General features: G+C 71.2%; 22 protein-coding genes. 13 read left to right on the top strand and 9 right to left on the bottom strand.

Features of this window, described 5'->3' with window-relative positions; all coding sequences use genetic code 11:
- The first annotated feature begins 180 nt into the window (after positions 1–180).
- From SALPAC2_RS0118040 to nagA, 3 genes are read left to right on the top strand one after another with little or no spacing between them, the layout of a single operon-like run.
- Positions 181–1,110: an SIS domain-containing protein gene (locus SALPAC2_RS0118040; RefSeq protein WP_018218037.1), complete on the top strand. Its 930-nt coding sequence runs from the start codon at positions 181–183 to the stop codon at positions 1,108–1,110.
- The gene (locus SALPAC2_RS0118035) at positions 1,107–2,072 is read left to right on the top strand and encodes an ROK family protein (RefSeq protein ID WP_018218036.1); all 966 of its coding nucleotides are present in this window, start codon (positions 1,107–1,109) and stop codon (positions 2,070–2,072) included. Before SALPAC2_RS0118040 ends, SALPAC2_RS0118035 begins: the two co-directional genes overlap by 4 nt.
- Entirely contained in the window at positions 2,069–3,178 is a 1,110-nt protein-coding gene (gene nagA / locus SALPAC2_RS0118030) for an N-acetylglucosamine-6-phosphate deacetylase (protein WP_018218035.1), read from the top strand. The genes SALPAC2_RS0118035 and nagA overlap by 4 nt, the downstream gene beginning before the upstream one ends.
- 46 nt (positions 3,179–3,224) lie before the next feature.
- Here nagA and SALPAC2_RS0118025 read toward each other — a convergent pair whose 3' ends face one another.
- Positions 3,225–4,436 carry a DUF4032 domain-containing protein gene (locus tag SALPAC2_RS0118025; RefSeq protein WP_018218034.1) on the bottom strand — a complete coding sequence of 404 codons (1,212 nt, stop codon included), beginning with the start codon at positions 4,434–4,436 and terminating at the stop codon, positions 3,225–3,227.
- 42 nt (positions 4,437–4,478) lie between these two features.
- Between SALPAC2_RS0118025 and SALPAC2_RS0118020 the strand changes: the two genes are divergently transcribed.
- Complete coding sequence (locus tag SALPAC2_RS0118020; RefSeq protein WP_018218033.1) at positions 4,479–5,315, top strand: phosphatase PAP2 family protein; 837 nt, start codon at positions 4,479–4,481, stop codon at positions 5,313–5,315.
- Between the two features lie 358 nt (positions 5,316–5,673).
- Positions 5,674–6,243, top strand: coding sequence for a carbonic anhydrase (locus tag SALPAC2_RS0118015; RefSeq protein ID WP_026184856.1), 570 nt, complete (start codon positions 5,674–5,676; stop codon positions 6,241–6,243).
- Between the two features lie 94 nt (positions 6,244–6,337).
- Here SALPAC2_RS0118015 and SALPAC2_RS0118010 read toward each other — a convergent pair whose 3' ends face one another.
- On the bottom strand, positions 6,338–8,278 hold the full coding sequence (locus SALPAC2_RS0118010; RefSeq protein ID WP_018218031.1) for an NAD-binding protein: 1,941 nt from the start codon (positions 8,276–8,278) through the stop codon (positions 6,338–6,340).
- Positions 8,279–8,391: 113 nt separating this feature from the next.
- Between SALPAC2_RS0118010 and SALPAC2_RS0118005 the strand changes: the two genes are divergently transcribed.
- Positions 8,392–9,918 (top strand): FAD-dependent oxidoreductase, encoded by a 1,527-nt coding sequence (locus SALPAC2_RS0118005; RefSeq protein ID WP_018218030.1) that lies wholly within the window; start codon positions 8,392–8,394, stop codon positions 9,916–9,918.
- Positions 9,919–9,941: 23 nt separating this feature from the next.
- Here the strand turns inward: SALPAC2_RS0118005 and SALPAC2_RS0118000 are convergent, their stop codons facing one another.
- The 3 genes from SALPAC2_RS0118000 to SALPAC2_RS27360 all read right to left on the bottom strand — a co-directional run bounded on the left by SALPAC2_RS0118000 (position 9,942) and on the right by SALPAC2_RS27360 (position 11,550).
- The gene (locus SALPAC2_RS0118000) at positions 9,942–10,799 is read right to left on the bottom strand and encodes an enoyl-CoA hydratase/isomerase family protein (RefSeq protein ID WP_050563196.1); all 858 of its coding nucleotides are present in this window, start codon (positions 10,797–10,799) and stop codon (positions 9,942–9,944) included.
- Between the two features lie 71 nt (positions 10,800–10,870).
- On the bottom strand, positions 10,871–11,341 hold the full coding sequence (locus SALPAC2_RS0117995; RefSeq protein WP_018218028.1) for an MSMEG_6728 family protein: 471 nt from the start codon (positions 11,339–11,341) through the stop codon (positions 10,871–10,873).
- A 5-nt stretch (positions 11,342–11,346) separates the two neighbouring features.
- Positions 11,347–11,550, bottom strand: coding sequence for a hypothetical protein (locus SALPAC2_RS27360; RefSeq protein WP_162561363.1), 204 nt, complete (start codon positions 11,548–11,550; stop codon positions 11,347–11,349).
- 59 nt (positions 11,551–11,609) lie between these two features.
- Between SALPAC2_RS27360 and SALPAC2_RS0117990 the strand changes: the two genes are divergently transcribed.
- From SALPAC2_RS0117990 to SALPAC2_RS0117975, 4 genes are all read left to right on the top strand, one after another.
- Positions 11,610–12,779 carry a UDP-N-acetylglucosamine--N-acetylmuramyl-(pentapeptide) pyrophosphoryl-undecaprenol N-acetylglucosamine transferase gene (locus SALPAC2_RS0117990; RefSeq protein ID WP_018218027.1) on the top strand — a complete coding sequence of 390 codons (1,170 nt, stop codon included), beginning with the start codon at positions 11,610–11,612 and terminating at the stop codon, positions 12,777–12,779.
- Between the two features lie 709 nt (positions 12,780–13,488).
- On the top strand, positions 13,489–13,905 hold the full coding sequence (locus SALPAC2_RS0117985) for a group I truncated hemoglobin (RefSeq protein WP_223874081.1): 417 nt from the start codon (positions 13,489–13,491) through the stop codon (positions 13,903–13,905).
- On the top strand, positions 13,902–15,092 hold the full coding sequence (locus SALPAC2_RS0117980; protein WP_026184854.1) for a globin domain-containing protein: 1,191 nt from the start codon (positions 13,902–13,904) through the stop codon (positions 15,090–15,092). The genes SALPAC2_RS0117985 and SALPAC2_RS0117980 overlap by 4 nt, the downstream gene beginning before the upstream one ends.
- Entirely contained in the window at positions 15,089–15,814 is a 726-nt protein-coding gene (locus SALPAC2_RS0117975; RefSeq protein WP_018218024.1) for a DivIVA domain-containing protein, read from the top strand. The genes SALPAC2_RS0117980 and SALPAC2_RS0117975 overlap by 4 nt, the downstream gene beginning before the upstream one ends.
- A gap of 149 nt (positions 15,815–15,963) precedes the next feature.
- On the opposite strand, the gene SALPAC2_RS0117970 is transcribed toward SALPAC2_RS0117975, so the two are convergent.
- The 4 genes from SALPAC2_RS0117970 to SALPAC2_RS28225 all read right to left on the bottom strand — a co-directional run bounded on the left by SALPAC2_RS0117970 (position 15,964) and on the right by SALPAC2_RS28225 (position 20,093).
- Complete coding sequence (locus SALPAC2_RS0117970) at positions 15,964–17,142, bottom strand: NAD(P)/FAD-dependent oxidoreductase (RefSeq protein ID WP_026184853.1); 1,179 nt, start codon at positions 17,140–17,142, stop codon at positions 15,964–15,966.
- Between the two features lie 81 nt (positions 17,143–17,223).
- The gene (locus SALPAC2_RS0117965; RefSeq protein WP_018218022.1) at positions 17,224–18,168 is read right to left on the bottom strand and encodes an RNA polymerase sigma-70 factor; all 945 of its coding nucleotides are present in this window, start codon (positions 18,166–18,168) and stop codon (positions 17,224–17,226) included.
- Between the two features lie 88 nt (positions 18,169–18,256).
- On the bottom strand, positions 18,257–19,780 hold the full coding sequence (locus tag SALPAC2_RS0117960) for a multicopper oxidase family protein (RefSeq protein ID WP_018218021.1): 1,524 nt from the start codon (positions 19,778–19,780) through the stop codon (positions 18,257–18,259).
- Positions 19,781–19,958: 178 nt separating this feature from the next.
- On the bottom strand, positions 19,959–20,093 hold the full coding sequence (locus SALPAC2_RS28225; protein WP_263404658.1) for a hypothetical protein: 135 nt from the start codon (positions 20,091–20,093) through the stop codon (positions 19,959–19,961).
- A gap of 13 nt (positions 20,094–20,106) precedes the next feature.
- On the opposite strand from SALPAC2_RS28225, the gene SALPAC2_RS0117955 reads away from it, so the two are divergent.
- From SALPAC2_RS0117955 to SALPAC2_RS0117945, 3 genes are read left to right on the top strand one after another with little or no spacing between them, the layout of a single operon-like run.
- Positions 20,107–20,928: a F510_1955 family glycosylhydrolase gene (locus tag SALPAC2_RS0117955; protein WP_223874083.1), complete on the top strand. Its 822-nt coding sequence runs from the start codon at positions 20,107–20,109 to the stop codon at positions 20,926–20,928.
- Entirely contained in the window at positions 20,925–21,647 is a 723-nt protein-coding gene (locus SALPAC2_RS0117950) for a response regulator transcription factor (RefSeq protein ID WP_026184851.1), read from the top strand. The genes SALPAC2_RS0117955 and SALPAC2_RS0117950 overlap by 4 nt, the downstream gene beginning before the upstream one ends.
- Positions 21,644–22,753, top strand: coding sequence for a HAMP domain-containing sensor histidine kinase (locus SALPAC2_RS0117945; protein ID WP_018218017.1), 1,110 nt, complete (start codon positions 21,644–21,646; stop codon positions 22,751–22,753). Before SALPAC2_RS0117950 ends, SALPAC2_RS0117945 begins: the two co-directional genes overlap by 4 nt.
- Positions 22,754–22,765: the final 12 nt, after the last annotated feature.

Raw genomic sequence — 22,765 nt, 5'->3', positions numbered from 1 at the left:
GCCCTCCAGCGGCTGCACGATTGGTGATTGTGCGTGCACAATAGTGCGCGAAACTAGGTAAAGGCAACGCCGGGTCTGCTCGATCCCCGGCCTGGTTGCCACCACCGCCCAAATCGGCGCACAATAGCGCGCGAAAGCCGGGCCTAACGAGCCAAAATGCGCACGCTCTGGAGAACCCTGATGTCGTACGTCGACATGGAGATCGCGAGTCAACCCGACTGCTGGCGGACCGCGGCACGGCTGGCCACCTCGGTGGCCGACCAACTGCCCCAACCCGGCGAGCGAGTCGCCGTCGTGGGCTGCGGCACCTCCTGGTTCATGGCGATGGCCTACGCCGCCCGCCGCGAGCACGCCGGCCACGGCGAGACCGACGCCTTCCAGGCCAGCGAATTTCCCACCGGCCGCCGCTACGACCGGCTGATCGCGATCACCCGCTCCGGCACCACCACCGAGGTGACCGAGCTGCTCGCCGCGCTCCGCGGAGTGCTGCCCACCACCGTCCTGGTCGGTGACCCCGCCGCCCTCGCCGCCGACCTGGCCGACGCCACGGTGCCGTTGGCCTTCGCCGACGAACGCGCGGTGGTGCAGACCCGATTCGCGACGACCGCGCTGGCCCTGCTCCGCGCCCACCTAGGCGACAACATCACCGCGCTCTCCGCCGACGCCGAGGTGGCGGTACGCGCCCCCCTACCGATCGACCCCGCCCAGATCGAACAGGTCACCTTCCTCGGCCGGGGATGGACCGTCGGGTTGGCCCACGAGGCGGCGCTGAAGTGCCGCGAGGCCGCCACCTTCTGGGCCGAGGCGTACCCGGCCATGGACTACCGGCACGGCCCGATCTCCGTCGCCGCGCCAGGCCGGCTGGTCTGGGCCTTCGGTGACCTGCCCGAAGGGCTTGCCGAGGATGTGGCGGCCACCGGTGCCGCCTTCGTACACAGCCGCACCCACGGGTGCCGCAGCGTGATCGGAAACTGGGCCGCCGGTCGTACCCCGATGGACCCGATGGCCGACCTGATCCTGGCGCAGCGCTTCGCCGTCACGCTCGCCACCAGCCGCGGCCTCGACCCCGACGCACCACGGCACCTCGCCCGCTCCGTGGTGCTGGCATGAGCAGCGGGAAACTGAGCGCTCCGGACGGCGCACCCGACCGGCAGCAAGTCGTGGTCGCGATCGATGTCGGCGGCAGCGGCATGAAGTGCGCCCTGGTCCACCGGGACGGCACCGTCGCGCGCACCGAACACCACCCGACCCAGGCCGCCCGTGGTCCGGCGGCCGTGGTCGACACCATCCTCGACGTGGCCGAGGGCCTGGCGGACACCGCCCGCCGGGAAGGGCTCACTCCGGTGGCGCTCGGCCTCGCCGTCCCCGGCGTCATCGACGAAGCGGCGGGGGTGGCGATCTGGTCGTCCAACATCGGCTTCCGCGACGTGCCGCTGCGGGCCCTGGCCACGACCCGGCTCGGGATGCCGGCGATACTCGGCCATGACGTCCGCGTCGGCGGCATCGCCGAAGCGCGCCTCGGCGCCGGCCAGACCGACCGACACGTCCTCTTCGTCGCCATCGGCACCGGCATCGCCGCCGCCCACGTGGTCGACGGAACGGCCGCCGTCGGCGCGCACGGCGCCGCCGGGGAGCTCGGCCACATCCTGGTCCGTCCCGGTGGGCCGCGCTGCGGCTGCGGGCAGGCCGGCTGTCTGGAGGCGATCGCGTCCGCCTCGGCGGTCGCCCGCCGCTACGCGGAGCTGACCGGCAGCACACCCGGGCCGAGCGCGGCCGAGGTGGCCGCCCGCGCCGCCGCCGGGGACCGGCTGGCCCAGCAGGTCTGGGCGGAGGCGGTCGCGGCCCTCGCCGACGGCCTCGCCACCGGCCAGGCGCTCTTCGACGTGGAGACGGTCGTGCTCGGCGGCGGGCTGGCCCGGGCCGGCGCCCAGCTGCTCGACCCGCTGCGGGCCGCGCTACACGACCGGATGACCTTCCACCGCGAGCCACGGCTGGTCCCGGCGGCCCTCGGCGCCGAGGCGGGCTGCATCGGCGCCGCCCTGCTCGCCCTCGACAGCCTGGAGAAGCAATGACGGTACGGGTGACCGGTCGGGTGGTGACCCCCGCCGGGGTGATCCACCAGGGCTGCGTAGAGATCAACGACGAGCAGATCACCGCGGTCGCCGAGTACCCGTCCGGGCGGGACGGACACTGGATCCTCCCCGGATTCGTAGACATCCACACCCATGGCGGCGGTGGACACACCTTCACCACCGGAGACACCGACGAGGCCCGGGCCGCCGCCGGCTTCCACCTCCGGCACGGCACCACCACCCTGCTGGCCAGCCTGGTGAGCTCGCCGTTCGCGCTGATGCGCACCGCCACCACCGCCTTTCGGCCGCTGGTCGCCGAAGGGGTGCTCGCCGGGATTCACTTCGAGGGCCCGTACCTCTCCGCCGCCCGGTGCGGGGCGCAGAACCCGGCGTACCTGCGCGACCCCTCCACCGAGGAGCTGACCGAGCTGCTGAAGCTGGGCCAGGGAACGATCCGGATGGTCACCCTCGCCCCGGAGCGCGAGGGAGCGACCGCCGCGATCAAGCTACTCACCGCCCACGGCGTGGTCCCGGCGATCGGCCACACCGATGCCACGTACCAGCAGACCCGGGACGCCATCGCCGCCGGCGCGAGCGTCGCCACCCACCTGTTCAACGGGATGCGCCCGGTGCACCACCGGGAGCCGGGACCGGTGATCGCCCTGCTGGAAGCCCCCACCGTGGTCTGCGAACTGGTCGCCGACGGGGTGCACCTGCACGACGGCATGCTCGCCTTCGCCACCACCACCGCCGGTGTGGAGCGGACCGCCCTGGTCACCGACGCGATGGCCGCCGCCGGTCAGCCCGACGGCGAGTACGAGCTGGGCGGGCAGCGGGTCACCGTTACCGCCGGCGTGGCCCGGCTCGCCCGCGACGGGGCGGTCGCCGGCAGCACGCTGACCATGGATGCCGCCTTCCGGCACGCGGTCGGCACCGGCGTCGCCGTCCCGGAGGCGGCCCGGATGGTGGCCACCACGCCCGCCCAGGCGATCGGTCTCGGCGATCGGGTCGGCGCCCTCCAGCCCGGCCTCCGAGCGGACCTGGTGGTGCTCGACGACGACCTGAACGTGGTCCGGGTGATGCGCGCCGGCACCTGGCTGGACTGACTGGGCCGAGCGGGCCGCATCGGTCCACGGCGGTGCGCACCGCCGGTCAGCTCGGGGGCGGGATCTCCACCCCGAGCACCGCCTGCTCGTCGGGGCGGTGCGCCAACACGTCCCCGAGGTACGACTGCACCGCCGGGGCCATGCCAACGTCCCGGCCGGCCCGCTGGGAGAGCAGCCACTTGTGCTCGATGATCTGCGCGAAGATCTCCTGCGGTTCCAGCTTGCGGCGCAGGTGCGCCGGCACGGCGCGGACCACCGGCTCGAAGACCTCGGTCAGCCAGCGGTGTGCCGCCTGCTGCTCGTCGGCCAGGTCGCTCTCGGCCCGGTAGGCGTCCAGGTCATTGAGGAGCCGACGCGCCTGGTTCTCCTCCGCGTCCAGGCCGGTCAGGCGAAGCAGCCGCCGGGTGTGGTAGCCGGCGTCCACCACCTTCGGCCGCACCAGATAACGCCCGTCGTCGATCGTCGACACGGCGATCTCAGCGACGTCGAAGCCCAGCTCGTTGAGCCCGCGGATCCGGCCCTCGATGTCGTGCCGCGCCTCCCGCTCGATCTGCTGCTCGTAGGTGATCTCATGCCACAGCCGCTCGTAGCGCCGCACGACCTCCTCGCACACCGCCTCCGGGTCGATCGACTCGTGCAGCAGCCCGGCCGCCTGCAGATCCAACGCCTCCCCGAAGATGTTCACCCGGGCGATCTCCAAGTCCTCACCGCGCTGCCCGTTCGACAACGAGCGGTGCAGCACCCCGGTCTCCGCGTCCACCAGGTAGGCGGCGAACGCGCCCGCGTCCCGACGGAAGAGGGTGTTCGACAGCGAGCAGTCGCCCCAGAAGAAGCCGGTCAGGTGCATCCGGACCAGCAGCGCGGCCAACGCGTCGAGGAGTCGCTCCATCGTCTCCGGGCGCAGCGTGTGCGAGAAGAGCGCCCGGTAGGGCAGGGAGAACTGAAGGTGCCGGGTGATCAACACCGGGTCCAGCGGTTCCCCGGCCTCGGTCTGCCGGTCGGCGACGATCGCCACCGCCTCCACCGTTGGGAAGTCGATCCGTTCCAGGGCCCGCAGCAGGTCGTACTCTCGCTCGGCCACCCGCTCGCCGGTCTCCTTGACCGCGTACACGTAACCGCCGAGCCGGACGAACCGGACAACATGTCGAGAGATGCCCTGCGGCAGCGCCACCAGGTGCTGCGCCGGCCACTCCACCAGCGGGGTCGACCAGGGCAGGTCGAGCAGCGCCGGGTCAACGAGAGCCGAGGTGATCCGCACGCACTCCAGTTTGCGCCCTCCCCCGCCGGAACGCCTCCCCGCGTGGTTCGGCACACAGCCACCCGGACCGGGCCGGGGGCCGAACGGGCCGGTAGCGTGGCCGAGATGCGGCAGGCAATGACCAGGTGGCGAGCGGTACGGCTCCGGCCGGTCCGCCCGGCTGGCTGGTGGTTCGACGGGCTGCTCCTCGCCGGCCTGGTGGCCCTGACCGCCGCCCTCACCGCCGGCTACCTCTTCGGCCTCGACCGGGCGGTGGCCGACTGGTCGGACGCGCACCGCCCGACCGCCGCGTACTGGGTCGCCTTCAGCCTCAACTACCTCGGTCAGGGCGGCCCGCTGACCCTGGTCGCGGTCGGGCTCGGCGTTCTGCTCGCGGTGCGGGTCCGCTCCGCCCGCCCACTGCTGCCACCGGTCGCCGGGGTCATCCTGATCTACCTCGTCGTCGGCGGGCTCAAGGTGACGACGGCCCGGCCCGCGCCCAGCGCGAGCGTGAAAGAACCCTTCCTCGCGCCGGAGCAGACCCTGCCGCTCTTCCAGCACGAGTTGGCGCTGCAGTTCACCCGCTCCTACCCGTCCGGGCACGTCGTCAACACGATCATCTGGTGGGGCGTGATCGTCCTGCTCCTCGCCCAGTTACTGAAGACGTACGGGCGCACGTTGCCACCCCGGCTCGCCGTCGCGGTACGGGTCGTCCCGCCCCTGGTGGTGTTCGCCACGACCCTGTACCTGGGCTGGCACTGGCTGACCGACTCGGTCGCCGGGCTGCTGCTCGGCCTCCTGCTGGACCGGGTGCTGCACCGGGTGCCCTGGGATGACATTCCGCTGCCCCGGCGGATCGACCAGGACCACCGGAGGCGGACCTCCGCGCGCACGAACTGATCCGGTCCGCGGTCGCGTGCTGGCGCGGCGCCGGACCTGCGGTCCGTGGCGGGGCTGAGCGCCCCACCACCTGCCACCCGCGGAAGCCGGAGAATACGCCTGCTTGTCCGTCTCTGGGGCCTTCAACGTATAATTCCACCGCTAAAGGTGAGAGTATTACTATAAACCAGTTCAGGGGAAATTAATGAATAGAGTTGTACGCCCGAATCGGCGGGCGTTGCTCTCCGGCGCGCTGGTCGGCACCGTAGCCACGCTCGCGGGCTGCTCATCGACGGAGGCGCAGCCGGCAACGACCAGCGCGCCAACCCAAGCGCCGCCCACCACGCCCACCACGCCCACGGCAGCACTCAAGCGGCTGATGGAGGGCAACCAGCGGTGGGTAAAGGGCGAGCCGCAGGCCCCCAACCGGGACCCGGACCGGCGTCAGGCCGTAGCCGAGGAGCAGAAGCCCTTCGCGGCGGTCCTCTCCTGCATCGACTCGCGGGTACCACCGGAACTCATCTTCGACGTCGGCCTGGGCGACCTCTTCGCGACCCGCACCGGGGCCGAGGTGGTAAGCCCGGTGGTCACCGGTTCGGTCGAATACGGGCCGGTGGCCAACGGCACTCCGCTCATCGTGGTCCTCGGTCATCAACGTTGCGGCGCCGTCAAGGCGGCGCACGCCTCCCTCAGTGACGGCGAAACGCTGCCCGGCCACCTGGCAGAGATCGTCACGGCCCTGCAGCCGGCGTACGAAAAGGTAGCTGAGACCGGGGGTGACGACCCGATCGATGCCATGGTCCGAGCCCAGATCGAGTTGGTCGCGAACGAACTGCGCTCCAACCCGGGCCTCGCCCCGCTCGTGACGAAGCAGGAACTCGCCATCGTCGGCGCCTACTACTCCCTCGACACCGGTGCGGTCGAGGTCCTCAGCGGCGCCCCCTCCTGACCAGCCGAACGGTGACCGAACAACCCTGGTCCCGGGCCAGCGGCCTAGTCACTAGGGGCCGATCCCCTGGTGCTGGCGCCTTCCGGGACCTGGGTTAGTCGGCAGAGTCGGATTGTTGACCAACCGAACCGTCCTGCTCCCCTGACCGGGGCAGTGGCGGGCCCCCCGGGGGCATCGCGGCCCCCGGGGACGAGCCGGCCGGCGGCGTCGCGGCCTCCGGGGACGAGCCGGCCGGCGGCATCGCGGCCCCCGGGGACGAGCCGGCCGGCGGCATAACGGCCCCCGGCGGCGCGGAAACCTCCGAATCGAGGGGGCCGGTCGCACGGAGCAGGGCATTCAGCCCGGCCCGTCGGGCAACCACCGTCAACCGGTCCCCGCCCATGATCACTAGCCGGTGGTCAAACTCCCACTCGTACTGCTGGCCGGAGCGGGCATGGGCGAGGAGCCGGACGCTCCCCGCCCGGCCGACGGCGGCGAGGGGCTGACCCTCGAGCGAGGAGCCGGCGGCGACCGGGACCTCGGTGACCAACAGGGCGTGCCGGCCGACCGAGATGGTGGCGATGACGGCACGGTCCAGCAGGGCACCGGCGAACGACGGCGCCGCCAGGTACGACACGCTTCGCGAGACGCCGATACCGAAGGACCGCTGGACGCGCTCGGCGAAGTGCCCATCGAAGAGCCGCAGCACCACCTGAACATCGTCGTTGAGAGAACGGGCGGTCAGCGCGGCCCGCAGATTCACCCCGTCGTCGGTGGAGACCACGACGAGGGCCTGGCTGGTAGCGACCGAGGCGGCGCGCAGGATCTCCTCGGCGGAGGCGTCCCCCACCACCACCGGCACGCCGAGCTGCCGGGCCAGCTCGGCACCCCGCGCATCCGGGTTCTTGTCAATGGCGACCACCTCGACTCCGAAATCGCGGAGCTGGGCGGTCACCCGCATCCCGATGTTGCCGAGGCCGACCACGACCACGTGCCCGGAACGGTCGGTCAGGGGCCGCCCGGAGTGCAGCGCCAGCCGGGCGTTGACGAGGCCGTCCACCACCACGGCGGTGATCAACGGGATCAGTGCCAGCCCGGAGAGATTGAGGACCACCTGGAGGACCTGTTCGCCCACCGGCTTGGCGGCGTCCGGGTCCTGCCCGCTCAGGGCGGTGACCAGGGTCAGGTAGAGCGCCTCCCCCCAGCTCACCTCGGCGGTGCTGGCGTAGAGGCCGCCGAGCACGACGATCACCGCCAGCAGCGCCATCACGGCGATGCCGATCCGGCGGGTGGCGAAGCCGCGGACCGCCCGGAGCAGCATCGTGACCGGCCGCCGCCACCGCCGGGACCGGCGCAGTCGGCGTGCCGCCACCTCGGTTCCCGGTGGCGTACCGGCCGCCTCGGCGAGCACCACGTCGGCGGCGGTCGCGTCCGCGGGCAGGACCCGGACCTCCCGCGGGTCGCGGGTATCCGCCACCGGGCAGACGACGTCCTCAGCGCGAAGATCGACGCGGCGGGCGACGTAGAGCGTCCGCCCGCCGTGTCGGAAGTGCGCCGGCGCGACCTCACCCAGCGCGGCGGCGACGAAGGCCGGAGCCGCCATCGCGGCGTCGGAGAGCACCGCGGAGTCGGGGAAGATCTGTCGTACCCCGTTGGCCAGGCTGGTGTTGAACATCCGCACCACCAACCGCAGGCTCGGCTGGACCTCCTGTGCGCAGAGCGCGGCGTGCATGTTGCCCACATCGTCCTGGTGCAGCAGCGCCAAACCCTCGGCCCGGTCCAGCCGGGCCTCGCGGAATGTCACCTCGTCGAGCCGGTCAGCCTGAATGACCTCGATGCCGTCGAGATCTCGACCGTCCGGGCTGTCCGTCCGCTGCCGCCTCGGCACCACCAGCGTGATCCGGATCCGGGCCAGCTGCGGCTCGGTGCCGAGCAGTGACTTCACCACCCAGTACGCCAACGCGTCGTGGCCACAGACCACGTAGTGGGTCCAGGCGTCGCTGTTGCCTCGGAGCCGCCGCCCGGTCCACCACGCACGATCGAAGGGCCCCGTCATGTGGCGCATAGTAGACAGCTGGCGGCCCTCGCGCAGCCCATTGATCACGATTACGACGGATCAGTAGCGCGCGTCCATTCTCCGCCCCGGCCCGACTCCGGCAGACTGGGGCGATGACGCTGTCGCAACTGGCGGGTCGGCTGCTCGGCGTCCGCGAACACGTGGTGGAGCAGGGCGACGGAGGCTCACCGCGCGTACCCCACCCCGCACCCACCGTGGTGGTCGGCGGCGGAATCGCCGGCATGTCAGCAGCGGTGGTGCTGGCCGAACGGGGAGTGCCGGTCACCGTCCTGGAAGCCGCCCCCACCATCGGCGGGCGGCTCGGCGCGTGGCCGGAGACCTCGCCCGACGGCACCCGGACCAACGAACACGGGTTCCACGCCTTCTTCCGCCAGTACTACAACTGGCGAAACATTCTCCGCCGGGTCGACCCGACGCTGGGCTTCCTCCGGCAGATCCCGCGCTACCCGGTCCTGTCCGCGCGCTGGCCCACCGAGGAGTTCGGGCGGCTGCCGCCCGCGGCGCCAGCGAACCTACTCGCCCTCCTGCTCCGCAGCCCCAGCCTCCGCCCGCGGGACCTACGCGCGATGAACCGGGACGCCGCGCTGCCGCTGCTCAGCTACGACCCGATCCAGACGTACGCCGAGTTCGACGACACCACCGCCGACGCCCTGCTCACCTCGCTCCGGCTGCCGGACCGAGCCCGAGCGATGCTCTTCGAGGTCTTCTCCCACTCGTTCTTCAATCACGAGGCGGAGATGTCCGCCGCCGAAATGATCGCCCAGTTCCACTTCTACCTGCTGGGCAACCCGGAGGGGCTGGCCTTCGACTGCCCCACGACGGACTACGCGGCGTCGATCTGGCAGCCCCTCACCCGGTACCTCGAGCAGCACGGCGGCCGGATCATCACCGAGGCCGCGGTCACCGGGCTGCACCGCGACGCCACCGGCTGGCGGGTGGTGAGCGCCGCCGGCGCGTACGAGGCCCGGCACGTCGTGCTCGCCGTCGACCCACCGGCCCTCGCCGCGCTGGTCGCGGCCTCCCCCGTCCTCACCGAAGCCGCCCCCGACCTGGTAGCGCGAATGCCCGCCTTCGGCCGACCCGGTCCGCCGTACGCGGTGGCCCGCTACTGGTGTGCCGGGGACGTGGATCCCGGGCGGGCGGTCTTCAGCGGGGTGTCCCGGCAGCCCACCCTGGACTCGGTGACGCTCTACCACCGGCTGGAGGCGGAGTCCCGCCGCTGGGCGGCGCGCGACGGCGGCGCGGTGGTCGAGCTGCACGCGTACGCCTGCGAGCCGGAGGTGCCCGCCGAGGAGCTGGCCGAACGGATGTGGCGCGAGCTGAGGCCCCTCTGGCCGGAGGCGGGGCGGCTGCGGATCCGCGAGCTGCGGGCCCGGGTGGAGGCCCGGGCGCCCGCGTTCCCACCCGGCGGCCACGCGGGGCGGCCCGGTGTCCGCACCGACGCCGACCGGCTCTACCTGGCCGGCGACGGCATCCGCACCGACTTCCCCAGCGCGCTGATGGAGCGCTCCGCCGCCACCGGCATCCTCGCGGCCAACCACATCCTGCGGGACGAGGGCGGCGCGGCCGAGCCGGTCCATTCGATCCGCCCCCGGGGCCTGCTCGCCCGAGGGCGCTGATCGGAGGCGGGGGCGACCCACCGCTACCCGGTGCCGCCCGCTCCACCGGCCCCCACCTCGGGCGGGGACCACGGAAACCGGGCCGGCCGGCGCTCGTTGGCCGCCGCCACACCCTCCCGGGCCTCCCCGCTGGCCCGCACCTGCCCGTGCCACCAGGCGATCCGGTCATCGTCCGCCCGCCCGTCGACGATTTCCTTGGCCGCCATCACGCTGAGCCGGGACCGCGCGGTCATCGCGGCGGTAACCGCACCGACCCGGGCCGAGAGCGCGGCAGCGGGCAGCACCTCGTCCACCAGGCCAACCCGGAGCGCCCGCTCGGCGTCGATCAGCTCCGCCGTGAAGAGCAGAGCCTTCGCCGTGGACGGCCCGACCAGTCGGGCCAGCCGGCGGGTGGTGGGTGCCGGATAGACCAGGCCGAGCCGGGCCGGAGGTACGCCGAAGCGCGCGTCGTCGGCGGCGAGCCGCAGGTCGCAGGCGACGGCGAGTTGACACCCACCACCGACGCAGGCGCCGCGAATCGCGGCGACTGTCGGCTTGGCGAAGGCGGCGAGTCGCTCCTCGGCGGTGACAGCGATACTGGCGTCACCGGCGTCCAGCAGCTCGTCCAGGTCACCGAGGTCCGCGCCGGCGCAGAAGGTGTCGTCGGCTCCGGTGAGCACCAGGGCCCGTACCGCCGGGTCGACCTCCAGCCGATCGAGCACCCCCGGCAGGCGTCGCCACATCGCCGCGGTCATCGCGTTCCGCCGGGCCGGATTGTGGATCACCACGGTCGCCACCGGACCGGCCACCTCGACAAGCAGTTCCGCGTCCGTCACCGCAACTCTCCCTCCGGTCCATGTCGCCGCGGTGACGATATCGACGCAGCCGCCGCCCCGCCCCATCTCGGTGACGCCGGTCACGGTCCGGCGGCCCTTCCCAGCCGGCGGCTCCTTTTAGCCGGGGCGCGACCTTCCTAGCCGGGGGCGCGATCCGAACGGGGCCAGACGTATTCCAGATCGATCGGGATGTCCCCGAACTGCGGGCGATAGTGTTCGGGGTCCTTGCGCAGCAGCGACGAACGGTGACTCAGGTGCAGGTCGTCGCGGCCTAGCCAGGGCGGTAGCTCACCGGCGTCCGCCAACTCGGCCTGGGTGCGTACGGTGCGTACGCCGCGGGCGGCGGCGAAGTCGTCGACCAGCGTCGCGGCACAGGTGTCGGCTCGGCCCGGCTCGCACCAGACCGCGCACACGTCCAGGCCGTACCGAGTCAGTGCCTCCTCGTAGCCGGCCCACATCTTCACCGCCGGATGGTGTCGCCAGCCGTAACCCGGACGGGTCAGCCCCCGCAGTACCTGAATCGCCTCCACCCGCTGCTTACCGAGCCGTCGTTGGTCCAGCACGGCCGCGCTGGCCAGGAAGTCCGGGTACGGGAGGAACGTCTGCATCCTGATTACCTACCCGCCGCCGCACCCGACAATCCTCCGGCAGCAAGGCAGCGGGGCAGCAGGGCAGCGGCAGCGCGACGGGCGACGCGGCAGGCGACCAAGCGACGGGCGACGCGGCAGGCGACCAAGCGACGGGCGGCGCGGCAGGCGACGAAGCGACGGAGTTCGCGGGCGTTATAGTCGATCTCCAACAACGTCAGAACGCCCACCAGTCCATCCTGGCTCGCCGGCAAGATGCCAGCCGGACGGACACCGCACAGGGGAACGCATGGCCGTCTACAGTGCTCAACAGCTCCACGGCTTGCGAATCATCGTCACCGGCGGTGGCACCGGGGGGCACACCTACCCGGCGCTGACAACCATCCGGACGCTCCGCGCCCGCCTCGCCGAAACCGGCGCCGAGCCCGAGATTCTCTGGGTCGGTGTCGAGCAGGGACTGGAGGCGAAGATCGCCCGGCAGGAGGGCCTGCCCTTCCGCGCCATCACCACCGGAAAGCTACGGCGATCGCCCAACCGTCAGGAGCTGTGGCGCAACATCACCGACGCGTTCCGGATTCCGATCGGCGTACTGCAGGCCATGGCGACCGTACTGCGGGTCCGGCCGCACGTGGTCCTCTCCACCGGCGGCTATGTCTCCGTCCCGATCGGTCTGGCCGCCTGGCTGGCCCGGCGCCCCCTGGTCATGCACGAGCAAACCCTCAACCTGGGCCTGGCCAACCGGATTCTCGCCCTAGTCGCCCGCCGGGTGCTGCTGAGCCACGCCTCCTCGTTGCCGAACCTGTCGAAGCGAGCGCAGGCCAGAGCGGTGGTTACCGGCAACCCGGTCCGCCCCGACATGCTTACCGGAGACCCGGCTGCCGGTCGCGCCGCCTACGGGCTGGAGCCGCACCTGCCACTGGTCTTCGTCACCGGCGGCGCGCAGGGCGCGGTGCAGGTGAACCAGATGGTCGCCGAGGTCCTCCCCGATGTCTTGCAACGCTGCCAGGTGCTGCACCAGTGCGGGGAGTACAGCCTGGACCGGATGCGACAGATCGCCGCCCAGCTACCGCCGCACCTACAGGCCCGTTACCGCGTCGTGGACTACATCCATGGGCAGCTGCCCGATGTGCTCGCCGCCGCCGACATCGTGGTCGCGCGCAGTGGCGCCGGCACGGTAGCCGAGCTGACCGCGTTGGGCCGACCGGCAATCCTGATTCCACTCGTGCCGACCTCCGGCGACGAGCAGCGGCAGACCGCCCGGCACCTCGCCGCGGCCGGCGCGGCGCGGATGCTCACCGGCGGTGACGCCACCGGTGCCGCGCTCCGCGCCGAACTCTTGACGTTGCTCGACGACGCGCAGCGTCGGCACGCCCTGGCGGAGGCCGCCCGCCGCCACGGCCGGCCAGACGCCGCTGCCGCCGCGGTCACCGAGCTGATCGACGCCGCCCGCCGCGGCTGACGGGCACCCGTAGGCGCCGCCGGGATCGGGGCAGTGGGCCCCCAGTCGAGCCGAGTTGGTATCGTACTGGCACTGAACTAAACCGGTTAAGTCAACGTAACACAGTGGTTACACCAAATCGCCGCGCCAGTCACTCCACGGACCAGACCCAGGGGGCCGAGTGAAGTCGATGCACGACCCCCCGGGCGGCGCGTCCAGCGCCGACGCCACTCAGCCGCACCGGCAACCGCCAACTCAACGCCGCCCTGCACCGCATCGCGATAAGCCCAGGCCCGATGCCACCAACCCGTCAAGGAACTCCTCACGCCACAAAAACTCCGGGGACGGCGACCGGGAAGCCCTCCCCGCGCTGAAGCGACGCCTATCCGACGTTGTCTACCAAGCCCTACGAACCGACTACCAACCCAATGCTTGTCAGAGGAGCTACGTACAGTCCCAGGCCAAGCTACATCGACTAAGCAAAGAGGTTTGTCCGCATTTTGGACGTAGACACGTCCGGTCGGCTGCGACTATCGTCGCTGGGGCAGATCGATCACGCAAAGCAAGGGTTGAGGACAAACGCCAACACCCGGACACTCAAGCTGCCAGGCAAGCAATTCCAAACCGGAAACGGCCGCAATGCGTGCGAAAGATCTGGCGGCGCCGCGCCCCAACACCTCCATGCCGGCACCCGTCCGTTCCCGCAATCTCTGCGACTAAAGGCGGATATATGACCACAACAACGCAGCCAGAAAAGACCGAATCGATGTACGACCGAATTGGCGGCGCGTCAACCGTGACGCGAGTCGTGGACCGGCTCTACACGCTAATCCTGGACGACTCGCTGCTGCGTCCGACCTTCCACGATACAGACTTAGCACCACTCAAACGGCACATGGCTGCGCTGCTGTCGCAGGTCCTCGATGGCCCCAAGGCCTACACCGGTCGAGATCTTGCCACAGTGCATAAACCAGTTGCCATTACGGATGCGCAGTATCGCTCGGTCGCCGACTACCTGCTCGCATGCCTGTACATCGAACATGCTCCAGCCGATGTCCTCGCGGCAGTAGCCGAGACCCTTACCGCGCTACAAGCCACCGTCGTAAGCGCCGACTCCGACCCAGCAGCGGCCGGCGTGTCGACGTGACGGTGGACCCTGACCGGCTACAAGCATCGTGGGCTCGAGTTGTCGCGCACGGTGATTCGGTGCCGGCCTACTTCTACGCGGCCTTGTTCGCGCGTAACCCGCAGCTGCGACAGCTCTTCCCGGCGTCCATGGCGGGCCAGCGGGATCGGCTGGTCACCGCGCTTGGACGCATTGTCGCCAGGGTTGGTGAGCCAGACGTGATGCTGCCCTTCGTGCGCGGGCTGGGCCGCGACCACCGGCGCTTCGACGTTCGTCCCGAGCACTACCCGCCCGTGGGGGAGGCGTTACTGGCCACCCTCAGCCAGTTCCTCGGCCCCGACTGGGACGCCGACCTGGCCGCCGGGTGGACTGAGGCGTACGGCCTGGTCGCGCAGGTCATGTGTGATGCCGCGGCGGAGGCCACCCGCAACGAGCCCCCGTACTGGCAAGCGCTGGTTGTCGAACACGAGCGCCGGGGCCTGGATGTGGCCGTGGTCCGGCTGCAGGTGGACCAGCCCATGCCCTACTGGTACCTGCCCGGCCAGTCCTGCGCGATCGAGGTGCCGACGCGGCTTCGCCTCTGGCGGTACTACTCGCCGGCGAACATTCCGCGTCGCGATGGGCTGGTCGAGCTGCACGTGAAGGCGGTACCGGGTGGGGAGGTCTCCACCGCCATTGTGCAGTCGCTGCGCAACGGTGACGAGGTCCGCGTCGGCGCGCCCATCGGGCACAGCCTGACCCTGGACCCGGACTCCGGCCGCGACCTCTTACTGCTCGCTGGCGGCACCGGCCTGGCACCCCTGAAGGCACTGACCGAACAACTCGCCGCCGAGGGCGGCCGACGACGAGTCACCCTCGTCGTCGGCGGCCGCACAAGCGGCGACCTGTACGACCTGCCCGCCCTGGAATCCATGGCGCAGCAGATGCCCTGGTTGACCGTCATCCCCACCCTGTCTCACGACGCCCACGCCGCCAGTGTTGACCGCGGTAACGCCGTGGATGTCGCACTACGCATGGGCCGCTGGGACGCGCACGACATCTACGTGTGCGGTCCAGCCGAAATGGTCGCCACCAGCCGCGAACGCCTCGCCGAGGCCGGTATCGCCCCGCAGCAGATCCGAAGCGAAGACGGCACCAACGACCCCTACCGCCCCGACTCCGTAGCCACCGTTGCGGTGGCCGACCGCGCCGAGGTGTACGCACGATGAACACATCTAACTACCCCGACGACAGGCCTAACCTCGGGCTGGAACAAGCCCTGCCTCGCGGATGGCAACCGCTGTCCCCGGAACACATCCGGGGACAGCGATTCCGCGAAACCGCACTCGCCCGCCGCGGCTACCGCCCGGACGAGGTCGAGGCCTTCCTCGCCCGCATGGCCGAGGAAGTGCAACGCTGGACCAGCACCCATGCCCGCGACCTCGCAGAAATCAACCGACTACGCGGCTTCTTCCGCAACCAGAACATCGACACCGAACCCGCCCGCCAACGCGCCTTCTCCAACGAGGCGATCAACATCTTGGCCACTGCCCAGCAACAGGCCGACCAACTCATCGCCGACGCCAAGACCCACGCCCGCAGCATGCAAACCGACGCACGTGGCCAAGCCGAACGCGTCGTCGTCGAGGCACGCCGCGAGGCAGAAGCAGCCGCCCACGCCTACCGCGTCCGCGCCGGGCAGCAGTACTCCGCCGACCGCGAACAAGTCGAACGCCTCGCCGCCATCGCCCGGAACATCCTCGCCGCAGTCGCAGGCGCCACCACCCAACTCGACGGTGCCAGCGCCCAAATCCGCGCCGTCGGCGACGCCTTCAGCGCCGAACTGACCAAGCTAGTCGGCCCCCCAGCCGCCATACCCGCACCCACCGCCATACCGGACCACCCCACAGCTACCGGCATACCACACGTACACGGGCAAACACATCGGTAACCGTGCGCCATAATCGCCAGCGGTGCAGATGGGTCGAGCGCATCTTTCACCGCACCGATAGCCACGCGCCACGAGCCCCACAGCACCCCTACCGCCCGCGCCCCACCGTGAGCTCGGCGACCGGGCACCGGTCGTCTACTCCCCGCGGCTCATCGCATTGTCTCCTGCCCGCTCAGGCTGGCCTGGCGGCGACGGGTCGGTAGCAGCAGCGTGGGGTGGCGGACGCTCCAGGCCGCTCCCCTGCAGAACATCTCCTTGTAGCGGGCTGCCACTCTCCCCGCGAGGAACGACGCCTTGGCCTGGTCATCGGCGGTCACGAACTGGACGAGCCCGTCCCGCCGGCCGAGACTGACGCACTGGTTGTAGTAACGGAACGCGAGTTCCGGCACCTCCCGGCCGGTCAGCCGCGCGGCGATCGCGTCGGCGGCCTGCCAGCCCATCGGGATCCCGGCAGCGCAGGACATCCGGAGCGGCTTGCCCCCGGGCCCCTCGGCGAACGCGGCATCCCCGATCGCATACACCTCGGGGTGCGAGACCGCCCGCATAGTGGCATCGACCCGAATCTGTCCAGTTTCGGCAAGCTCAAGGCGCGTGGCGGCGGCGATGGGGTGAACGGCGAAGCCCGCCGTCCAGACGGTCACCTGAGCCGGAACGGTTCGGGCGTCGCCGGTAACCGCGGTGGCCGCGTCGACCCCGACGATGTTCGTCTGCTCGTGCACGGTGATGCCGAGCCGGTCGCAGACACGTCGCAGGTGACGCCGCGCCCCGCCGTCCAGCCAGTCACCGAGGCCGCCGCGGGCGGCGAGCGCGACGGCGAGGTCCGGCCGTGCCTCGGCGATCTCGGTGGCGGCCTCGAGACCGGTCAGCCCACCTCCAACGACCAGAACGTTCCCGCCGGCGCCGAGGCGAACCAGACGATCACGCAGCCGCAGGGCGGACTCCCTTCCGGCGATGTCGTAGGCGTGCGCGGCGACACCGGGAACCCCGTGGTCAGTACCGGTGCTACCGAGGGCGTAGACGAGGGTGTCGTAGCTGATCTCGTCCGCGCCCTGCTGATCCACCAGCGCGACGACCCTGCGGTCGAGATCAACGGCGGTGACTCGCCCCAGGAGTAGCCGCACGTCCGTACCCGCGTAGATGTCGCGCAGCCGGCGGCGGGCGAGACGCTGCCCGGTCGCGAGCTGATGCAGCCGGACCCGCTCGACGAACTCGGCCCCGGCGTTGACGACAGTGATCTCGACGCTGTCGGGGTGCAGCCGCCGGGCGAGGCGTCCGGCGGCGGCGGCTCCGGCGTAGCCGGCCCCGAGGACGACGATGCGGTGTTCCATCATCTCACTCCTGTCTCGATGCGTCCGCCTCCTGAACCGGACAGCGACGCGGTTCCTGACAGGAGCCCGCCGTGAGCTAGGTCACCAAGCTTCGATGAGGGGTTCACCGGGCTCGACCGCGGACCAGCGGTGCGTGGCGCGGGCGAGCTTGTCGGGGTTGACCTGGGTATGAATGGCCGCGATGCCCTCCCCGGTCAGGTGCAGGGCCATGACGGCGACGACCCGGTCGTCGAGCACGACCACCACCGCGGGCCCACCGTTGACAACGCCGGCATGGACAGCGGGTCGGCCACCCATCCGGTCGCGTTTGACGGGGGTGGGAGCGAGGAGACCGCGCAGGAACCTCGCCACCGCCAGCGCGCCGACGACCGGCGTGGTCCGGGCCGCAACCTTGCCACCACCGTCGCCGACGCTCGTCGCGTCCGCGGTCAGGAGCTCGACGAGCCGCCCAACCTCCCCACTGGTGGCGGCCACGAGGAACTCTTCGACCACCTTCCGCGTGCTGGTCGCGTCCACCTCCGCGCGGATCCGGCCGGTGCTGAGATGCTGCTTCGCCCGCCGATAGAGCTGTTGGCAGTTCGACTCGGTGAGGTCGAGGAACTCGGCGATCTCAGCGTGCGAGTAGCCGAACGCCGCCCGGAGCACGTACACCACCCGCTCGTTGGCCGAGAGCCGCTCCAGCAGGACGAGCACCGCCATCGACACCGACTCCCGCTGCTCCACGGTGTCGACCGGGCCGAGCATCGGATCCCCGGGGAGCAACGGCTCGGGCAGCCAGGTGCCCACGTACCGCTCGCGCCGGGCGCGCGCCGAGGTGAGCTGGTTGAGACAGAGGTTGGTGAGCACCCTCGTCAGCCACGCCTCGGGCGTCCGGACCGTCGTCCGGTCGGCGGCCTGCCACCGGAGAAACGTCTCCTGGACCGCGTCCTCGGCGTCGCTCGCCGAGCCGAGCAGCCGGTAGGCGATCGCCTCCAACCGAGCCCTGGAGCGCTCGAACAGCTCGACCTCGTGCGAACTCAGCGGCATGGCCCGACAGTAGCCACGCGGCCCTCCCGGCACCACAGCTATGTCGGACCGTCGCGTCAGGCTGGACCAGTCCCGTTGTCCGGGCAGCTCACAGCTGGTACGCCAGGTTAATCATCATGCCGGTCTCGGCGTGGTAGATGTTGTGGCAGTGGGTCATCCACTGTCCTGGGTTGTCCGCGTCGAGGTCGACAGTGACGGTCTGGTGCGGGGTCACGATGACGGTGTCCTTGCGGGCGCCGCCGTCGCCGAGGGCGAAGGTGTGCCCGTGCACGTGCATGGGGTGGAACATCATCGATTGGTTGATCATCCGTAGCCGTACCCGTTCGCCCTCCCCGACCAGGAGCGGCTCGGCGTCGGTGAAGGTCTTGCCGTTGATGGTCCAGCGGTAGGGCATCATGCCGCCGCCGAGGACCAGATCGTGGGTCCGGTCCGGCTCGCGCTGGGGCAGCCGTACGTTGTCCGCGGCCCGCAGCTGGTTGGTGAGAATGACGCGGCGGTCGAGTTCGGCCGCGCGCACCTCGGCTGACGGTGGGCTGCCGCCTCCGGTCCGGACCACGGCGAGCGCCTGGCCCGTCTTGCCCTCGGCGACCGCGACGAGGGGGAACACCCCGTCGGCGACGACGACCTCGACGTCGACCCGCTCACCCATCCCGACGACCAGTGCGTCAGTGACGTCCGGAACGACCGGAAACCCGTCACTGTGCGTGACAGTAAGCTGGTGCTCGCCCAGCGCCACCCGGAATGCGGTGTCGGAGGCGGCGTTGACCAGCCGGATGCGTACCCGCTGCCGGGGCTGGGCGGTGAGCGTGACGGGGGCGGCCGGCACCCGACCGTTGATCAGGTAGTGCGGGTAGTCGACGTCCCCCGCGCCGCCGAGCAACGGCGAGGTCATGGATTCCATGTTGCCGTCGTCCATCGGCATCCCGCCGTGGTCCATGCCGGGTGTGTCGTGCCCGCCGTGCATCCCGGCGGTGCCGTCGCCGAGCGCGGCCAGCACGTCGTCCGGGGTGTGCCCGGTGCCGTCGACCCAGTCGTCCAGGACGACGATCCACTCCTGGTCGTAGCGGCCCGCGTCATTCGGGTCGTCCACAATCAGGACGCCGTAAAGCGCTCGGTCGAGTTGCACCCCGGAGTGCGGATGGTAGAAGTAGGTTCCCGGGTGGGGCGCGGTGAAGTCGTAGGTGAACCGCCCGCCCGCGCCGATCGGGTCCTGGGTGACCCCGGGGACGCCGTCCATGTCGTTGCGCAGCGCGATGCCGTGCCAGTGCACGCTGGTGTCCACAGGCAACTCGTTGACCACGTCGACGCGGAGCCGGTCACCGGCCTTAGCCCTGATCAGCGGAGCGGGAGCGTCCTCGGCGTACCCCCAGGTGTCGACCGTCACGCCGCCAAGGTCCAGGGTCACCGGACGGGGGGTGAGGGTGGCGCGGACGGTGGCGGCGCCGGGGCGTTGCCGGGCCAGTTCGGCGCGGTGGATGGCCTCGGAGTGGGGGTCGACCAGTTTCGGGGTGTTTCGGTTGGCGGCGACGGCGACGACTCCGGCGGTGCCGGCGAGACCGGCAGCCCCGGCGATCCCGGCGATCACGTGCCGGCGGGTGAGCAGCGATGGCATAGAGGCTCCTTCGTGTGCACCACCAGCGTCTTCGACGGCCCGCCCGGCGAGTAGTGATCGGGCCGCTTCTTCAGAGAATCTCCATGGCCCCGAAGGGGTCTTTCCGCTGGCTTCGGGCCATGGTTGATGGGGACGAGAGGTCACCCTGATCCCGCGCCGGGGGCCACCCTGCACCGGGTCAGGCAAGGATGAGGAAGTGAACGTAGCCGATGAGTAGGACGTCGCAGCAGATGCGACCACGCAGCAGGTCCGGATCCGCGCCAAAGTCGCAGGGTCGCAGTGCGCTGGCCGCACCGCCGCGGATGATCATCATTGCGGCGCTGGCCGTGCTGGCCACGCTCACCGCCGTGGTGGTGTTCGCTCTGCGCAGCCAGGGACCTTCGAACGGTGCCACCACCGGCGGTGCCGGAAGCTCCGCGTTCGGGCACGTCCACGGGATCGCGGTCGACCCGGGTAGCGGCGCCCTGCATGTCGCCACGCACGTCGGGCTGTACCGCATCGACGGTCAACGGACCGCCGTACGCGTGTCAAAGGACTACCTGGACCTGATGGGCTTCACCATGGTCGGCCCCGGGCACTACCTGGCCTCGGGCCACTCCACGCGCGGCCCGGCCAACGTGGGCCTGATCGAGTCGACCGACGGTGGCGTGACCTGGCGGGAGAAGTCGCTTACCGGTACGGCGGACTTCCACGGGCTCCAGGTCGCTCACGGCTCGGTCTACGGCTACAACTCGGTCGACGGCGAGTTCATGGTCAGCGCCGACCAGCGGGAGTGGGAGCGCCGTTCCCGTACGACGATCGGCGCGTTCGCGGTCAGCCCGGCTGACGGCGGGACAGTCCTCGCCGTCGGACGCGACGGCCTGCAGCGCTCCACCGACGGCGGCCGCGGCTGGCAGCGGGTGCCGGAGGCTCCTGCTGTCGGCCTGCTGGCCTGGGACCACACCGGCGTGTGGGCGGTCGCGGCGGACGGGGCGGTCTGGTCGTCGTCGGACGGCGGGGGGCAGTGGCAGCGGCGCGGAGCGGTGCCGGGCGAGCCGCACAGTTTCGCCGTGCAGGACGGCACCCTCTTCGCCGCGCTCGCCGGGGACCGGATCGTAGCCAGCACCGACGGCGGTGCTACCTGGACTGATCGGTACGCGCCGGAGTGAGGGGCACGGCCACGAGGGATCAGGACAGCAGTGGACGGGTGCTGGTCGTCGACGACGAACGGAGCCTCGCCAAGGTCGTGGCGAGCTATCTCGAGCGCGATGGCTACCAGGTGCGCTGCGTCTTTGACGGCCCGGCGGCGCTCGATGCCGCCCGGGCGGACGAGCCCGACGTCGTCGTCCTGGACCTGATGCTGCCCGGCCTCGACGGTGTGGAGGTATGCCGGCGGTTGCGGTCGTTCAGCGACTGCTACATCGTGATGCTGACCGCCCGCACCGAGGAGGCCGACAAGCTGACCGGGCCCGGGGTTGGAGCGGACGACTACCTCACCAAGCCGTTCAGCCCTCGAGAACTTGTCGCCCGGGTGGCCGCGATGCGGCGTCGTCCACGCCAGCCCCGCGACCGGCCGGAGCCGGCACCGCGTCGGTTCGGTCCGCTGGCGGTGGACGTGCCAGCCCGCGAAGCCCGCCTCGACGAGGTGCCCGTGCCGCTCACCCGCACCGAGTTCGATCTGCTGGCAGTTCTGTCCGGCCGACCGAATGTCGCGTTGAGCCGCGCTGAGTTGATCACCGCGGTGTGGGGTGAAGGGTGGGTGGGCGACGAGCACCTGGTCGACGTGCACATCGGCCATCTGCGCCGCAAGCTCGGCGACACCCCCGCCCGCCCCCGGTTCATCCGCACCGTCCGGGGCATCGGCTACCGGATGGGACCGCAGTCGTGAACTCTTGGCGCGTCAGCCTCGCCGTACGGCTCTTCGCCGCGCAGGTGCTCGCGCTCGCCGTCGGCGGGCTGACCCTGGCGCTGGTCGCCAGCGCGGTGGGACCACGGATCTTCCACGAGCACCTGGGGCAGGTCGGCGGGGAGGTCAGCGCCGAGGCGCGCTGGCACGTCGAGCGGGCGTACGCCTCGGCGAACGCGCTCGCGCTCGGTGTCGGTCTCCTCGCCGCGCTGGTCGCGGCGCTGGCGGCCAGCGCGTACGCGACACGGCGGATCGCCAGCCCGGTCACTCACTTCGCGCACGCGTCGGCCAGTCTCGCCGACGGACACTACGACGTTCGGATGACCGACCCCGGCCTCGGCAACGAGCTCAAGACCCTCACCGACTCGTTCAACACCATGGCGGAAGGCCTGGAGACCGTCGAAACGACCCGGCGACGGCTCCTCGCCGACCTCGGTCACGAACTGCGCACCCCGCTCGCCACCATCGAGGCCTACCTCGAAGCGGCTGAGGACGGCGTCGCCGTTGACGACGAGGACCTTCAGTCGGTGCTGCGGGCCCAGACCGCGCGGTTGCACCGCCTCGCCGACGACATCGCCGCGGTCTCCCGCGCCGAGACGCATCAGCTCGACCTGCACCCGGTACAGACGGCCCCGGCGGACCTGGTCTGGGACGCCGTGACCGCGGTGCGGCCCCGCTTCGCCGGCAAGGGCGTGACGCTGCGCAGCGATCTTCACCCTTCCCCACCGGTCGACGTCGACCCGCAGCGGATGGGGCAGGTGCTCGGCAACCTCCTGGACAACGCGCTCCGGCACACACCCGAGGGCGGGACCGTCACGGTGCAGGTGATCAGCGGCGCCAGAAGTGTGGAGCTGGCGGTGGCCGACACCGGTCCCGGCATCCCGACGCAGCACCTCCCGCATGTCTTCGAACGCTTCTACCGGGTCGATACGGCCCGGGACCGGGACAACGGCGGCTCGGGGATCGGGCTCGCCATCGTGCGTGCCGTAGTCAGCGCCCACGGGGGGCGGGTATGGGCGGAGAACGTCCCGGGCGGTGGCGCGGTCGTTCGGGTGGTCCTGCCATCAGCGGGACAGGCGCAGGTCTGACCGGACGGCCAC

Origin of the sequence: Salinispora vitiensis, from assembly GCF_000378825.1 — a bacterium.
Classification (GTDB): Bacteria; Actinomycetota; Actinomycetes; order Mycobacteriales; family Micromonosporaceae; genus Micromonospora; species Micromonospora vitiensis.
This window is presented reverse-complemented; position numbering and strand designations above follow the sequence as displayed.